16 protein-coding genes are annotated in these 14,504 nt (G+C 76.8%); 5 read left to right on the plus strand and 11 right to left on the minus strand.

All coding sequences use genetic code 11. The features are described 5' to 3' along the window. On the minus strand, positions 1-1,287 hold the full coding sequence (gene mshA / locus ACI79L_RS18660; RefSeq protein ID WP_456938212.1) for a D-inositol-3-phosphate glycosyltransferase: 1,287 nt from the start codon (positions 1,285-1,287) through the stop codon (positions 1-3). Positions 1,288-1,413: 126 nt separating this feature from the next. Between mshA and ACI79L_RS18665 the strand changes: the two genes are divergently transcribed. Next, positions 1,414-2,202, plus strand: a complete 789-nt coding sequence (locus ACI79L_RS18665) for an SDR family oxidoreductase (protein ID WP_456938213.1) — start codon at positions 1,414-1,416, stop codon at positions 2,200-2,202. 42 nt (positions 2,203-2,244) lie between these two features. On the opposite strand, the gene ACI79L_RS18670 is transcribed toward ACI79L_RS18665, so the two are convergent. Further along, positions 2,245-3,246, minus strand: a complete 1,002-nt coding sequence (locus tag ACI79L_RS18670; RefSeq protein WP_456938214.1) for a UDP-N-acetylmuramate dehydrogenase — start codon at positions 3,244-3,246, stop codon at positions 2,245-2,247. A gap of 59 nt (positions 3,247-3,305) precedes the next feature. On the opposite strand from ACI79L_RS18670, the gene ACI79L_RS18675 reads away from it, so the two are divergent. The 3 genes from ACI79L_RS18675 to ACI79L_RS18685 are packed head-to-tail and all read left to right on the plus strand — an operon-like array spanning position 3,306 to position 5,278. Next, positions 3,306-4,163 (plus strand): class I SAM-dependent methyltransferase, encoded by an 858-nt coding sequence (locus tag ACI79L_RS18675; RefSeq protein WP_456938215.1) that lies wholly within the window; start codon positions 3,306-3,308, stop codon positions 4,161-4,163. Beyond that, positions 4,160-5,017, plus strand: a complete 858-nt coding sequence (locus ACI79L_RS18680; RefSeq protein WP_456938216.1) for a spermidine synthase — start codon at positions 4,160-4,162, stop codon at positions 5,015-5,017. Before ACI79L_RS18675 ends, ACI79L_RS18680 begins: the two co-directional genes overlap by 4 nt. Before the next feature lie 51 nt (positions 5,018-5,068). Beyond that, the gene (locus tag ACI79L_RS18685; protein ID WP_456938217.1) at positions 5,069-5,278 is read left to right on the plus strand and encodes a PspC domain-containing protein; all 210 of its coding nucleotides are present in this window, start codon (positions 5,069-5,071) and stop codon (positions 5,276-5,278) included. A gap of 22 nt (positions 5,279-5,300) precedes the next feature. Here ACI79L_RS18685 and ACI79L_RS18690 read toward each other — a convergent pair whose 3' ends face one another. The 9 genes from ACI79L_RS18690 to murD form a co-directional block, all read right to left on the minus strand. Then, positions 5,301-5,585 (minus strand): DUF2516 family protein, encoded by a 285-nt coding sequence (locus tag ACI79L_RS18690; protein ID WP_387988361.1) that lies wholly within the window; start codon positions 5,583-5,585, stop codon positions 5,301-5,303. Positions 5,586-5,707: 122 nt separating this feature from the next. Next, complete coding sequence (locus ACI79L_RS18695; protein ID WP_456938218.1) at positions 5,708-6,448, minus strand: hypothetical protein; 741 nt, start codon at positions 6,446-6,448, stop codon at positions 5,708-5,710. Continuing rightward, positions 6,445-6,969: a helix-turn-helix domain-containing protein gene (locus tag ACI79L_RS18700; protein WP_456938219.1), complete on the minus strand. Its 525-nt coding sequence runs from the start codon at positions 6,967-6,969 to the stop codon at positions 6,445-6,447. The genes ACI79L_RS18695 and ACI79L_RS18700 overlap by 4 nt, the downstream gene beginning before the upstream one ends. An 88-nt stretch (positions 6,970-7,057) precedes the next feature. Beyond that, a complete protein-coding gene (locus ACI79L_RS18705; protein ID WP_456938220.1) occupies positions 7,058-8,041 on the minus strand; it encodes an asparaginase in 984 nt (327 codons plus the stop codon). Further along, complete coding sequence (locus ACI79L_RS18710; RefSeq protein WP_456938221.1) at positions 8,041-8,610, minus strand: RsiG family protein; 570 nt, start codon at positions 8,608-8,610, stop codon at positions 8,041-8,043. The genes ACI79L_RS18705 and ACI79L_RS18710 overlap by 1 nt, the downstream gene beginning before the upstream one ends. Next, entirely contained in the window at positions 8,607-9,716 is a 1,110-nt protein-coding gene (gene ygfZ / locus ACI79L_RS18715) for a CAF17-like 4Fe-4S cluster assembly/insertion protein YgfZ (protein WP_456938222.1), read from the minus strand. The genes ACI79L_RS18710 and ygfZ overlap by 4 nt, the downstream gene beginning before the upstream one ends. Beyond that, complete coding sequence (locus ACI79L_RS18720) at positions 9,713-10,168, minus strand: Fur family transcriptional regulator (RefSeq protein WP_456938223.1); 456 nt, start codon at positions 10,166-10,168, stop codon at positions 9,713-9,715. The genes ygfZ and ACI79L_RS18720 overlap by 4 nt, the downstream gene beginning before the upstream one ends. Before the next feature lie 25 nt (positions 10,169-10,193). Continuing rightward, positions 10,194-11,540 carry a hypothetical protein gene (locus ACI79L_RS18725; protein WP_456938224.1) on the minus strand — a complete coding sequence of 449 codons (1,347 nt, stop codon included), beginning with the start codon at positions 11,538-11,540 and terminating at the stop codon, positions 10,194-10,196. Next, positions 11,533-12,900: a UDP-N-acetylmuramoyl-L-alanine--D-glutamate ligase gene (gene murD, locus ACI79L_RS18730; RefSeq protein ID WP_456938225.1), complete on the minus strand. Its 1,368-nt coding sequence runs from the start codon at positions 12,898-12,900 to the stop codon at positions 11,533-11,535. The genes ACI79L_RS18725 and murD overlap by 8 nt, the downstream gene beginning before the upstream one ends. A gap of 129 nt (positions 12,901-13,029) precedes the next feature. Here murD and nhaA point away from each other — a divergent pair, with 129 nt between their 5' ends. Continuing rightward, a complete protein-coding gene (gene nhaA, locus ACI79L_RS18735; protein ID WP_456938226.1) occupies positions 13,030-14,379 on the plus strand; it encodes a Na+/H+ antiporter NhaA in 1,350 nt (449 codons plus the stop codon). The last annotated feature ends 125 nt before the right edge of the window (positions 14,380-14,504 follow it).

Below are 14,504 nucleotides of genomic sequence, written 5' to 3' on the forward strand. Positions count from 1 at the left end.
TCACCAGGCCACCTGCGTCCCGGCCACCGGCCGCAGCGAGCCGAGCGCGCGGCTGCGCCGGGCGGCGGCGGCCATCTCCGCGGCGGCCGAGGAGTAGGCGGCCACCAGCGAGTCGGCGGTGCGGTCCCAGGAGAACGCCGCGGCGTGCCGGCGTGCGCCGGCGCCCATCAGCTGCCGGCGCGCGAGGACCGCGCGCACCGCCGCCGCGTAGGCGCCCGGGTCCCGCCCGTCGACCAGGACGCCGGACACCCCGTCGCGGACCGCCGTCCGCAGGCCGCCGACCGACGCGGCGACCACCGGGGTCCCGCAGGCCTGGGCCTCGAGCGCGACCAGGCCGAAGGACTCGTTGTGGCTGGGGACGACGGCGACGTCGGCGGCGCGGTAGTGCAGGGCCAGCCGGTCCGGCGGCTGCGGCGGCAGGAAGCGCACCAGGTCGGCGACGCCCAGGTGCGCGGCGAGCTCCTCGAGCTGCCGCGGCGCCTCCAGGCCCGACCCGCTCGGCGCCCCGACGACGTGCACCCGCAGCCGGGAGCGCAGCGCGGGGTCGTCCTCGAGCATCCGGGCGGCGGTGGCCAGCAGCAGGTCGGGCGCCTTGAGCGGCTGGATGCGGCCGACGAAGGTGAGCACGACGGCGTCGGCGGGCACGCCCAGGGCGCGGCGGGCGGCGGCGCGGTCGCCGGGGGTGAACCGGTCGAGGTCCACGCCCGGGGGGACGACGAGGGTGCGGCGCGGGTCGGCCCCGTAGTGCTCGACGAGCTGGTCGGCCTCCTCGTCGGTGTTGGCCACCAGCCGGTCGGCCTCGGCGACCACCTGCTCCTCGCCGATGACGCGGGCGCGCGGCTCGGGCCGGTCGCCGTCGGCCAGCGCGGCGTTCTTCACCTTGGCGAGGGTGTGCGCGGTGTGGATCAGCGGCACGCTCCACCGGTCCCGCGCCAGCCAGCCGACCTGGCCCGAGAGCCAGTAGTGCGAGTGGACGACGTCGTAGTGGCCCGGCTCGTGCTGGGCCTCCTCGCGCAGCACGCCGGCGGTGAAGGCGCACAGCTGGCCGGGCAGCTCCTCCTTGCCCAGGCCCTCGAACGGGCCGGCGCTGACGTGCCGCACGGTCACGCCCGGGCTCATCTCGACCACCGGCGGCAGGTCGCTGGAGGTGGCGCGGGTGAAGACGTCGACGGCGATGCCGCGGGCGGCCAGCCGGCGGGAGACCTCGACGATGTAGACGTTCATGCCCCCGGCGTCGCCGGCGCCGGGCTGGTCGAGCGGGCTGGTGTGCACCGAGATGGTCGCCACCCGCCGCGGCGCGCGCGGAGGGAGGAGGCGGCGAGCAGGCACCCACGACCTCCCGCCTCGCCGCCCCGGGTGCCGGTGCGGCACCCCTGTCGGCTCTCCATCCTGCAACAGGGTCAGGATGACCACATGACCGGTGTTGCCGAGATCTCCTCCTCCGGCCCGCGTCCGCTGCCGGGGACCGGCCGCACCGCCGTCGTCACGGGCGCCTCGAGCGGCATCGGCGCGGCCACCGCGGCCCGGCTGGCAGAGGAGGGCTTCGACGTCGTCGTCGGGGCCCGGCGGCTGGACCGGCTGACCGGGCTCGCCGAGCGGATCGGCGCCCGGGCGCTGCCGCTGGACCTCACCGACCCGGCGTCGGTCGAGGCGTTCGCCGCCGCCCTGGACCGCGTGGACGTGCTGGTCAACAACGCCGGCGGGGCGTTCGACGCCGCGCCGGTGGCCGAGGCCGACCTCGACTCGTGGGCGCGGACCTACGAGGTCAACGTGCTCGGCACCGTCCGGCTGACCAAGGCGCTGCTGCCGAAGCTCGTCGCGTCCGGCGCCGGCGACCTCCTGTTCATGGGCTCCACGGCGGGGTTGGTCTCCTACGAGGGCGGGGCGTCGTACACGGCGGCCAAGCACGCGGTGCACACCCTGGCCGAGACGCTGCGGCTGGAGCTGTACGACCAGCCGGTCCGGGTCGTGGAGATCGCGCCCGGGATGGTCAAGACCGAGGAGTTCACCCTCAACCGGGTCGGCGACCGCGAGCGGGCCGAGTCGGTCTACCGCGGGGTGCGCCGGCCGCTGGTGGCCGAGGACGTCGCCGACTGCGTCGCCTGGGCGCTCACCCGCCCGCACCACGTCAACGTCGACCTGCTCGTCGTCCGCCCGCGCGCCCAGGCCGCCCAGCACAAGGTGCACCGCGAGGACCTCTGAGCCGGACGGGCGCACCGCGGCGCCGTCCGGCCGCCACGGGGCCTACAGGCGGGTGGGCTCCGGGACCAGCGTGACGCCGAAGCGCTCGCGCACCGCCGCGACGACGCGGTCGGCGAAGGCCAGGAGCTCGGCCGCCGTGGCGCCGGGCTCGGTGGTCAGCGCGAGGCTGTGCCGCGACGACGTCCCGACCCGGCCCTCGCGGGTGCCGCGGCCGAAGCCGGCCGACTGCACCAGCCACGCGGCGCTGAGCTTGACCAGCCCGTCGCCGGCCGGCCAGCTCGGGCAGCCGGGCACCGCCCGCTCCGCCGGGACGACCGGGTTGGTGAAGAACGACCCGGCGCTGCGGGTGTCGGGGTCGGCCGGGTCCACGACCATCCCCTTGCCGCGGCGCAGCTCCAGCACCGCGGCGCGGACGTCGGCCAGCGGCGCCCGCCCGCCGAGGTCCACGCCCAGACGCTTGGCCAGCTCCGCGTAGCCCACCGGCCGGGACAGCGGCCCGGCGTCCAGCGCGAAGGTCACGGTGAGGACGACGAACCGGCCGGGCTCGCGCTTGAGCCGGCTGTCGCGGTAGCCGAAGCCGCACTCGGCGTTGGTCAGCGTGCGCTCGCGCTTCTCGGCGCGGTCGTAGACCCGCACCGCGGTGATCGTCTGGGCGACCTCCTGGCCGTAGGCGCCGACGTTCTGCACCGGGGTGGCGCCGGTCGAGCCGGGGATGCCCGACAGCGCCTCCATGCCGGCCAGCTCCTGCGCCACGGTGAGCGCGACCAGGTCGTCCCAGTCCTCGCCGGCCTGCACCTCCAGGACGTCGCCGCGGCGCTCGACCCCGCGGCTGCGCACCGCGACGACGTCGCCGGCCCAGCCCTCGTCGGGCGCGACCAGGTTCGAGCCCCCGCCGAGCACCAGCAGCGGCCGCCCGGCCTCGTCGGCCTCCCGGACGGCCGCGACCAGCTCGGCGGCGTCGGTGACCTCGACCAGCTGCTCGACGGGCCCGCCGATGCCGAGGGTGGTCAGGTCGGCGAGACGGGCGTCGGAGCGGAGGAGCACCAGCCCACGGTAGCCGCGGCGCGCGAGCCTGCCGGGCAGGGCGACTACCCTCGGGGCCGGTGAGCGACGGGGGCAGCGGGCACAAGCGCCGGGCGAACCTGGCGCCGCGGAAGGCCCACCCCCGGCTGGCCGCCGGCCGCGCGCGGGCGCTGGGCCTGCCCACGCGGGGCACCACCAACGCCAACCGGCTGCGCCGGGTCGACCGCTGGCTGGTCGCCACCCAGGTGCCGCGGCTGCGCGACGCGGCCCGCCCGCTGGTGGTCGACCTGGGCTACGGCTCCTCGGCGGTCACCACGCTGGAGCTGGCCGACCGGCTGGGTCCGGAGGTCCGGGGGCTCGAGGTGGTCGGCCTGGAGATCGACCCGGCCCGCGTCACCGCCGTCGCCGAGGACCGCGACCCGCCCCGGGTAGACTTCCGGGTCGGCGGGTTCGAGCTGGCCGGGCTGCAGCCGGTCCTGGTGCGGGCGTTCAACGTGCTGCGCCAGTACGACGAGGCGTCGGCCGCGCGGGCGTGGGAGACGATGTGCGCCGCCCTGGGCCCCGGCGGGCTGCTGGTCGAGGGCACCTGCGACGAGTGGGGACGGCGGGCGACCTGGGTGGCCCTGGACGCCGACGGGCCGCTGACGCTCACGCTGGCCGCGCGGGTCGCGGACCTCGAGCGCCCCTCGGACCTCGCCGAGCGGCTGCCCAAGGCGCTCATCCACCACAACGTCCCCGGCCGGCCGGTGCACGACCTGCTGCGCGCCCTGGACGCCGCGTGGGCCGCGGCGGCGGGGCTGTCGACGTTCGGGCCGCGGCAGCGCTGGGCCGCCGCGGTGCAGGCGCTGGCCGGCGACGGCTGGCCCCTGGTGGGGAGCAGCCGCCGCTGGCGGCACGGCGAGCTCACCGTCCGCTGGTCCGCGGTCGCGCCGACGTGAGGCGTCCCCGGCCCGAGGTGCTCCCGCCCGGCCCCACCGAGGTCGACGGCGGCACCGCCGAGCTGCTCGGCGACGCCGACCGCGACGGCTCCTGGGTGCTGATGGTCGACGGCACGCCGCAGTCGCACGTCGACCTCGACGACCCCGCGCACCTGGAGTTCGAGTACGTGCGCCGGATGGGACACGTGCTCGACCTCGCCGCGCCGGAGGGCGAGCCGCTCGACGTCGTCCACCTCGGCGGCGGCGCGCTGACGCTGGCCCGCTTCGTCGCGGTGACCCGCCCCGGCTCGCGGCAGCGGGTGGCGGAGCTCGACCAGCGGCTCACCGACCTGGTCCGCGCCCACCTGCCGCTGCCCCGCGGCGCCCGCGTGCGGGTGCGGGCCGCCGACGCCCGCGCCGGCCTGGCCGCGCTGCCGACGGCGAGCGCCGACGTCGTCGTCAGCGACGTCTTCGCCGGCGCCCGCACCCCCGCCCACCTGACGACGGTCGAGTACGCCGCCGAGGCGCACCGGGTGCTGCGGCCCGGCGGGGTGCTGGCGGCCAACGTCGCCGACGGCCCGCCGCTGCGCTTCGCCCGCGGCCAGGTGGCCACGCTGTGCGCCGTCTTCCGGCACGTCGCCCTCCTGGCCGAGCCGGGCACGCTGCGCGGACGGCGGTTCGGCAACCTGGTGGCGGTGGCCTCCGACGCCGAGCTGCCGGTGGCCGGGCTGACCCGGCGCTGCGCGGGCGACCCGATGCCGGCGCGGGTGGTGGCCGGTCCCGACCTCGCCCGGTTCACCGGGAGGGCGCAGCCGGTGCACGACGACGGCGCCGTGCCCTCACCGGAGCCTCCCCCAGGGGTCTTCGGGCGCTGACCAGGGTCTTCCCCGATGCCCGGGACGGCCGCCCGCGCCTAGTGTCGGGTCATGACGTACCCCGCACCGGCTCCGCGCCGTCTCGCCCGCGACACCCAGAACAAGATGATCGCCGGCGTGTGCGCCGGGATCGCCCGCCGCTACGGCATCTCCGTCGGCGCCCTGCGGCTGGCGTTCGTGGTCTCGTGCATCCTGCCGGGGCCGCAGTTCATCGCCTACCTCGTCCTGTGGGTGCTGATGCCCGCGGACGACCGCTGGTGACCCGCCGTCCCGGCGGGCCGGCTCACCAGCTGCTGTTGCCGCGCTGCACGCCGCGGACCGCGGGCCGCACGTCGACCAGGTAGACGACGGTGGCGATCACCGCGGGCAGGCCGAGGAAGGTCATCGGCCCCTGCAGGTAGATCACCACCGCGGCCAGCGCGGTGATCGCCGCCCAGGCCGGCTTGCTCAGCTTGCCGGCGGCGACGTAGCCGGCGGCCGGGCGGATGACGGCGTCGACGAACGCCCAGGCCGCGACGGCCAGCAGGACCAGCCGCAGGCCCTCGAGAACGGCCCAGTCGAACCCCATGCCCGGAGGGTACCCGCCGGGACGCGGTCACGGCCTCCTCCGCGGGGGACGTCTCACCCCCGGAGACGCGACAGGGCCCCGGAGCGCGGTGGCAGCTCCGGGGCCCTGGCCGGGCACCGAGGTCAGTCGGTGGTCTTGGCGGTGCGGGTGCGGGTCACGCGGGTCGAGGTGCCGGTGGCCTTGCCGCGGGCGGCGGTGGTGCGCTTGGCCGGCTTGCGGGCGGCCTCGGCGGTCGCCTCGTCGGTGACCTCGACGCCCTCCTCGATGGCGGCCTTGGCCTGGTCGGCGGCCTGGTCGACGGCCTCCTCGGCCTTGGCGGCGGCCTTGGTGGTCTTCGAGGCGGCCTTCTGGACCAGCGAGGTGACCTCGTCGGAGGCCTCGTTCACGGCCTCGGCGGCCTCCTCGATGACCTCCTCGACGGCGTCCTCGACGGTGTCGACGGCCTGCTCGGCGCGGACGACGAAGCGGCGGAAGCCGGGCTGGCGGCGCAGCTCCTGCAGCACGTCGGCGCCGCGCTCGGCCAGCTGCTCGATGGTCGTGGTGGCCTGGGTGCGGGCCTGCTCGACCAGGGTCGAGACGGTGCTCACGACCGCGTCCGGACGGACGGCGCCGGCCAGCTGACGGCCGTTGGCGCGGGCCTGGGTGACGGCCTCGCGGGCGCGGTCGGCGGCCTGCTCGGCGCGGGTGCGGGCCTCCTTGGTGGCCAGGTCGACCTGGACCTGGGCCTCACCGGGGAGGGTGCGCAGCGAGGCGAGGACGGTGCGGGCCTGCTCGACGGCGAGGTCACCGGCGCCGACGGCGACGAGGAACTGACGACGGCCGCGCTCGGCGACCTGCTCCAGCAGGGTGGTGGCGGTGCTCATGCGGACTCCTTGGAGGGGGTCGGGTCGGATCCGGGCGTGGCGCCCGGGACGGTGCTCGGGGCGGTGGTGCGGGTCGCCGCGTACTCGCGGACGTAGGTCTCGTACAGCTCGACGAGCACGGCCTTGTGCCGCTCGGAGAGCTGGTCGTCGGACCGGATGGCCGCGACCGTGTCGGGGTTGCCGGCCCGCCGGTCGAGGATGCCCGCCTGCTCGTAGAGCGACTCGGCGGAGATCTTCAGACCCCGGGCGATGGCGGCGAGGATCTCCGCCGACGGCTTGCGCAGCCCCCGTTCCACCTGCGACAGGTAGGGGTTGCTCACCCCCGCGGTGCGGGCGAGCTCGCGCAGGGACACCCGGGCGGCGCTGCGCTGCTCCCGGATGTACTCCCCGACCTGCGAGCGCACCGCCGAGACCTGCTGGGCCTCGGCCGCGACGGTCTCCGCGACGCTGCCGGCGAGCTGGTCCACCTTCTCGCGGACCGACCTCACCTGACCGCTCACGAACTCGCCGGGGGTCTGCACGTGTACGACGCTAACCACGGGTGCTAGCAACTGCAAGCGCAGGAGCAAGCACCCGGGCGTGAGTCCGCTCACACCCGGCGTGTCGCCGTCAGCCGGCCAGCACCGCCGAGGACCGGATCTCGCCGACGACGCCGTCGCCGCCGGTCACGGGCGTGACCGACCAGCGGGCGAGCGCCTCGGCGTCCACCCCGAGCCGGCGCAGCGCGGCGGCGAGGACGGGCGCGCGCCCGCGGTCGCCGCCGTCGTCGAGCTTGAACGCGACTGCACCGCGACCGGGCAGCGCGGCGACGTGCACGCCGTCGGCCCCGCCCTTGACCAGCAGCCCGGGGACGGCGGTCATGAGGTCGGTGTCGTCCCGGCCGGTGCCGGCGACGTACCAGGGGTGCGCCCGCACGGCGTCGGCCACCGCCCGCTCCGGGCTGCCCGACGGGGCCTCGACCAGCGAGCCGACGCCGCGCGCCAGCCCGGTCAGGGACAGCCCGTGCTGCGGCGCGCCGCACCCGTCGACGACGACGGCGGCCACCTGCTCGCCGGCCGCGTCGGACAGGCGGGCCTCGATGGCCTGCTGCAGCGGGTGGCCCGGGTCGAGGTAGCCCTCCGTCGGCCAGCCGGCGGCGACGCAGGAGGCGAGCATCGCGGCGTGCTTGCCCGAGCAGTTGAACGCCAGCCGCTCCGGCTCGCGGCCGGCGACCGTCCAGGCGGCGCGGGTCGGCTCGTGCCCGGGCAGGGCCGCCGGGCAGCCCAGCGCGTCCGGGCCGAGGCCGGCGGCGGCGAGCACGGAGGCGGCGAGGTCGCGGTGGCCGTCCTCGCCGGCGTGCGAGCCGGCCGAGATGGCCAGCTCCTCGCCCGAGCGCGGCTGCCAGCCGGCCGCCAGGTAGGCCGTGGCCTGCACCGGCTTGTTCGACGAGCGCGGCAGCACCGGCCGGGCCACGTCCCCGGCCGACCAGCGCACCTGCCCGTCGGGACCGACGACGACGACCGCGCCGCGGTGGACGGACTCCAGGAACCCGGAGCGCCAGACCTCGACCAGGACCGGCGCGTCCGGCCAGGCGGCGGTGGACACGTCGCCCATCAGTGCCGGCCCTCGTCCGCGAGCAGGGCGGCGACGTCGGCCTCGCCGTTGCGGTACCGGCGGGCCAGCTCGCCGGCGAGGGCGTCCATCACCTGCTGGACGCCGCGGCGCCGCTCGGACAGCGAGCCCTCGGCGGCGGCCAGCGCGCGGGCGGCCCGCTCGAGGTCGGCGTCGTCGAGGTCGGGGACGGCGGAGAGGTCGACGTCGGGGGTCAGCGCGTTGACCCAGGACTCGTACTCCTCGGGCGCGGCCGGCTGCACCGTCTGGTGCCGGCCGAGACCGTGCGCGGGGCCGCGGCCCTTCTCGGCGAGGATCTCGGGCAGCAGGTCGACCAGCGAGCGCCCGTCGTGCTCGGCGCGGCGCTGCAGCTCCCGGCGGACGATGTCGAGCCGGCCCTGCAGCAGCCGCCGCGTGTAGGAGAGGTTGACCTCCTCCTGCTCGGCGCGGCGGCGCAGCCCGCGCACCTCGCCCATGGGGCGGGACTCCACGCCCACGAGGAATCCAGGGTCGAGCAGCACGTCGACGGCGGCGCCGCCGGCGGGGGTCGGGCCAGAGCTTGCGGAGGTCACCGCCCGATGGTGGCAGACCGCACCGCGCGGACCCGGTCGCGGGCCGCGGCCCGGGTGTCGTCGAGCCCGGCCGGGGCGTCGTCGGGGTCCACGGCGGCGCGCGACCCGCCGACGGCGAGCTCGGCCCCGGGCGCCACCGACTGCTTGACCAGCGCGAGCGCGACGACGCCGAGCTCGTGGTGGCGCACGACCGTGCCGGTGCGGCCGACCTCGCGGGCGCCGGAGGTCACCGGCGTCCCCGGGACGGGCAGGTCCTCGCTGACGCCGTCGAGGTGCAGCAGGACCAGCCGCCGCGGCGGGCGGCCGAGGTTGTGCACCCGCGCGACCGTCTCCTGCCCGCGGTAGCAGCCCTTCTCCAGGTGGACCGCGGTGGTCAGCCACTCCACCTCGTTGGGGATGGTGCGGTGGTCGGAGTCGACGCCCAGCCGCGGCCGGCGGGCCTCCACCCGCAGCGCCTCGTGGGCGTCCAGACCGGCGAGCCCGGCGCCGGCCGCGGTCAGCGCGTCGGCGCGGGCGGCGAGTTCGGCGCGCGGGACGAGCAGGTCGAACGCCGTCGCGCCGCCGTCGCCCAGGGGCGGCATCCGGCGCACCCAGCCGCCGTCGGGCAGCGCGGCGACGGCGTAGGGGCCCTCCGGCGCCGGCAGCCCGGCGGCGGCGAGCACCTCCGGCGCGCGGGGGCCCACCAGCGACAGCAGCGCCCAGTCGGCGGTCACCAGCGCGGGCTCGACGCGCAGCATGAACCGCATCCGGTCGAGGAAGGTGTGCAGCGCCGCGCCCGTGCCCGGCTCGACGTCGGCCCAGGTGGTGCCGGCGAGCTCCGCGAGGACCAGGTGGTGCTCGACGTGGCCGTGCGGCGAGAGGACCAGCGCCTCGGTGCCGGTGCCGTCGGCCAGCCGCTCGAGGTGCTGGCTGGTGAGGCTGTGCAGCCAGGTGAGCCGGTCGGCGCCGGGGACGGTGAGCACGTCGCGGTCGCTGCGGTCGACGAGCCCGGCGCCCTCGGCGAGCAGCCGCTGCTCGCGCAGCGGGTCGCCGTAGTGGGTGGCCACGGTCGCGCCCTCGGCGACGACGGCGCCCGCCCGCGCGGCGAGCGGTGAGGTGGTGGTCATGCGTTCTCCGTCCCGGCTTGCCTGCATCGGCGGCACGTGCCCGACAGCGCCACGTGCCCCACGTCCAGGGTGAAACCCAGGTCGGCGGCCAGACGTTCCGCGGCCGGCTCCAGCAGCGCCGGGTCGGCCGAGGAGATCTCCCCGCAGGTGGCGCAGACCACGTGCAGGTGGGGGTGCTCGGAGGCGTGGTAGACCGGCGCGCCCTTGGCGACGTGGGTGTGCCACACCAGTCCGAGCCGCTCGAGCAGCTCCAGCGTGCGGTAGACGGTCGAGGTGTCCGGCGCCGCGCCGCCGGGCCCGGCGGCCTCGCGCAGCCGGGCGCCGATCGCCTCGGGGGTGGCGTGGTCGAGCGCGGCGACGGCGGCCAGCACCTGCTGGCGCTGCGGGGTCAGCCGCAGCCCCTGCGCCCGCAGCCGCTCGGCCAGCGGCGCGGGACCGTGCTCGGTCGTCACGGCAAGGAGGGTAGTTCCGGGCGGGCTACGCGACGGCGCTGCGGGCGTCCGCCAGCACCCGCCGCAGGGACTCGAGGTACCGCTCGGGGATGGCGTGCTCACCGCGCGGCGGGAGGAACCGCGCGACGGTCGCGCCGGTCACCTCCGCGGCTGCCGCGGCCTCGGCGCCCAGCGCCCGCACCACCGGCTGGTCGCCCCACGACCGGCTGGCCGCCAGGTGCGCCATCGCCGCCGCGCTCTCGGCCCGCTCGCCCACGCAGTCGAACGGCTTCTCCGTGGCCCAGAGCCTGCGGAACCCGTCGGCGAGGGCGACGTCGGCCAGCGGGTTGCCGCCGAACACCTCCCGCGCCTCGTCGGGGGTCAGGAAGACGGCGAAGCAGAGGAAGGTGAACAGGCACTTGTCGCAGTGCAGGCACCAGCGCTGCGCGGCCTGCCCGCCCAGGTGCCTCTGCGTGTACGAGCGGTTGCAGCTGAGGATGTCGGCCTTCAGCGGCAGCGCCGCGACGGCGGCCACGGTGGCCAGCTCCGACAGCTGCCGGGTGAGGCTGAAGTAGCCGGCGCCGACCTCGGCGGCGGCCGCGGCGAACAGGCGCTCGAACTCGTAGGACTTCGAGTACTGGTGGTTGACGCTGGCGCCGTCGATGGTGAGCGTCTCCTCGTCGGCGGAGCGCTCGTTGGCGAACACCACGGGGTCGTGGCCGCCGAGGACGGCGACCAGCGTGGCGATCGAGGAGTTGATCGCGGTCACCGGCACGTGCCCGTTGAGGCCGCCCTGCGCGGTCCGCTCGGCCAGCAGCGGGTCCAGCCTGCGGCGGACCTCGACCAGCGGGACGCCGGCCGCGCGGGCGACGTCGCGCTGCGCGCCGGTGGGGTTGATCGCCAGCGCCGTCCCGTCGGGGATCACGACGAGCGCGAGCGCGGAGTCCTTGCCGCCGCCCACCGGCAGCAGCGCGCCGCGCCCACCGCCGCCCGGGACCGGGCCGGGCTCGCGGACCTCGGCGTCGAACTCGACCCGGTGCGGCACCGGCAGGTGGTTGACCGCGGCGAACTCGCCGAGCCCGTGGGTGTAGGCGGCCCGGGCCACGGCGAGCTGCGCGGCGGTGACCGGCCGCTGGACCGTGACCCGGCCGGGCGCGGCCAGCTTGTAGTAGCTGGTGCCCATGACCAGGTGCACCAGGTCCAGCGCGGCCTCCACGGCGGCGTCGAGCTGCGGGGACGCGGGGCCGGTCAGCAGCGCCGGGTCGAGGGTGAGCCGCTCGGTGAACTCGTCGTCGCCGAGCCGGTAGGTGAAGGCCGCCTCGCCGGTCGCGCGGTCCAGGGACCGGCCGGCGACGACGAAGGTGCCGACCTCGGCGACGCCGTCCTCAAACACCGTGGACGCGGTCGGCGCCGGCGTCGACGAGGATCTGCTCATAGGTGGCTGCCAACTCCTCGAAGTCGCGGAAGCGGTTGTAGCTGGGGGCGCCGGGCGAGAGCAGCACGACGCCGCCCGGGGCGGTGCCGGCGATCGCCGCCGCGACCGCCTCGGCCAGCGACGCCGTCTCGGTCAGCCGCACGGCGGTGCCGGCGGCCGCCCGGCGGACGTCGTCGGCCAGCCGGGCCCCGGTGTCGGGGACGGTCACCAGGGCGACCTCCTCCCGACGGACCACCAACGTCGCGGCCAGGCCCGTGTAGTCCAGGCCCCGGTCCTGGCCGCCGGCGATGAGCGTGACCGGCCGGCCGGCCAGCGCGTCGAGCGCGGCCAGCACCGAGACGGGGGTGGTGCTCAGCGTGTCGTCGACGAAGGTGACACCGCCGAGCGTGGCCACCGGCGCGAGCCGGTGCGGCAGGGCGCGGAAGGCGGCGACGGCGCCGGTCACGGCGTCGGCGGTGGCGGCGAGGTCCAGGCCGAGCAGGGCGCAGGCGGCCAGCGCGACCTCGACGTTGCTGCGGTTGTGCGCGCCGGGCAGGTGCACCGGCTGCACGGCCTCGGCCAGGCCCGGGGGCAGCACGTCGGCGGGGTCGACCAGCTGCGCGGCGTCGAGGTACCCGGCGGCCAGCGGCCGCGCCTGGGCGCTGACGACGACCGAGCGCTCCGGGCAGGAGGAGAAGACGCGCAGCTTGTCGCGGTAGTACGTCTCGACCGACCCGTGCCAGTCCAGGTGCTCGGGCGCGAGCGAGGTGAGCGCGCCGCGGCCGGCGAAGTCCGGGACGGCGGCGGCCTGGTAGCTGGAGACCTCGACGACGAGCGTGCGGTCGCCGACGCCGTCCAGGACGTCGAGCAGCGGGGTGCCGATGTTGCCGGCGTGCACGGCCGGGCGGCCGGCGGCGGTGAGGACCGCGGCGGCCAGCGCACTGGTCGTGCTCTTGCCCTTGGTGCCGGTGACGCAGAGGACGGGGACCCCGCGCGCGGCGGCCTCGGCGAGCGCGACACCGGTGCCGGTGGTCACGAGCGTGCGGTCGGCCAGCGCCCGGGCGTCCTCGCGGTAGGGGCTGATGCCCGGCGAGCGGACGACGACGTCGCAGCCGGCGAGGTCGGCGACCTCGGCGGTGGCGGTCACGCCGTCGGGCAGCGACGCCGGGTCGACGGGGCGGCTGTCGGCGACCAGCACCGACGCGGCGCCGGCGGCGCGGGCCGCGGCGACCGCGGCCCGCCCCTCGCGGCCGTGGCCCCAGACCCCGACGCGCCGGCCGGCCAGCTCCGCGAGCCGGAGGGACCGCTCCCGCGGGGGCGGTGCCGGGCGGGGGTCCACGGCGCCCACTCTACGGACCGGCCCCGTGCACGGACGGCGACGACGGGGCCGCCGGTAGGGTGGCCGCCAGGTGTGCCGGGAAGTCTGGTCGGCGGCGTCGTACCCGACCCCTCCCCCAGGAGCCGCCCGATGAGCACCCCGCACGGATCCACCCCCGTCTTCGGCCGCGGCTCGTGGACCGAGACCAGGCGCATCGCCGACGTCCTGCGCAAGGAGACCGTCGGCGGCGTCCTGCTGCTGATCGGCACCGTCGTCGCCCTGGTGTGGGCCAACTCGCCGTGGGCGGAGTCCTACGCGACCCTGCGCGACACCCGCGTGGGGCCGGCCTCCCTGCACCTGGACCTGACGCTGGGCACCTGGGCCGCCGACGGCCTGCTGGCGATCTTCTTCTTCGTCGCCGGGCTCGAGCTCAAGCGCGAGTTCGTGGCCGGTGACCTGCGCGACCCGCGCCGGGCGGCACTGCCGGTGGCCGCCGCCGTCGGCGGGATGGTCGTGCCGGCGGTGCTCTACGTGCTGGTCAACCTGGGCGGAGGTGACGCCCTGCGCGGCTGGGCGATCCCGGTGGCCACCGACATCGCCTTCGCCCTCGCCGTCCTGGCCGTGATCAGCACCCACCTGCCCAGCGCGCTGCGGACGTTCCTGCTCACCCTCGCCGTGGTCGACGACCTGCTGGCGATCACGATCATCGCGGTCTTCTACACGACGTCGCTGGCGGCCGGCTGGCTGGCGCTGGCCCTCGTGCCGCTCGCGGTCTTCGGGTTCCTGGTGCAGAAGCGGGTCCGCTCCTGGTGGCTGCTGCTGCCGCTGGCCGTGCTCACCTGGGTCCTCGTGCACGAGTCCGGCGTGCACGCCACCGTCGCCGGTGTGCTGCTCGCCTTCACCGTGCCGGTCGTCCGCAGCGAGGCGGCCGGTGGGCCCGGCGCCGGCCCCGGCCTGGCCGAGCACCTCGAGCACCGGTTCCGCCCGATCTCGGCCGGCTTCGCCGTCCCCGTCTTCGCCTTCTTCGCCGCCGGGGTCACCGTCGGCGGGCTGTCCGGCCTGGTCGAGTCGGTCGGCGACCGGGTGACGCTGGGCATCGTCGTCGGGCTCGTCGTCGGCAAGGTGGTCGGCATCGTCGGGGCCAGCTGGCTGGTCACCCGGTTCACCCGCGCCGAGTTCGCCGACGACCTGGGCTGGCCGGACCTGATCGGCATGGCGCTGCTCGGCGGCATCGGCTTCACCGTCTCCCTGCTCATCGGCGAGCTCGCCTTCGGCACCGGCAGCGAGCGCGACGACCACGTCAAGGTCGGCGTGCTGGTCGGGACCCTGCTGTCGGCACTGCTGGCCACCGTCGTCCTCCGGCTGCGCAACCGGCGGTACCGGCGGATCTACGAGCTGGAGCAGATCGACGCCGACGAGGACGACATCCCCGACGTCTACCAGCGCGACCCCGACACGCCTGGCGCTCCGGGGCTGCGCAGGGGTTCCGCCGACGGCTGAACAACGTCGTTGCCGACCCCGGAACTGCGACGTACCGTCGAGGTACACGAGAGGGGAGGTGGTCCGAACAATTGATTTCTTATCGGACTCGTGAGGTGGCTGTCCGCTAGCCGCCGTCCAGATGG

This window comes from Geodermatophilus sp. SYSU D00684 (assembly GCF_054050455.1).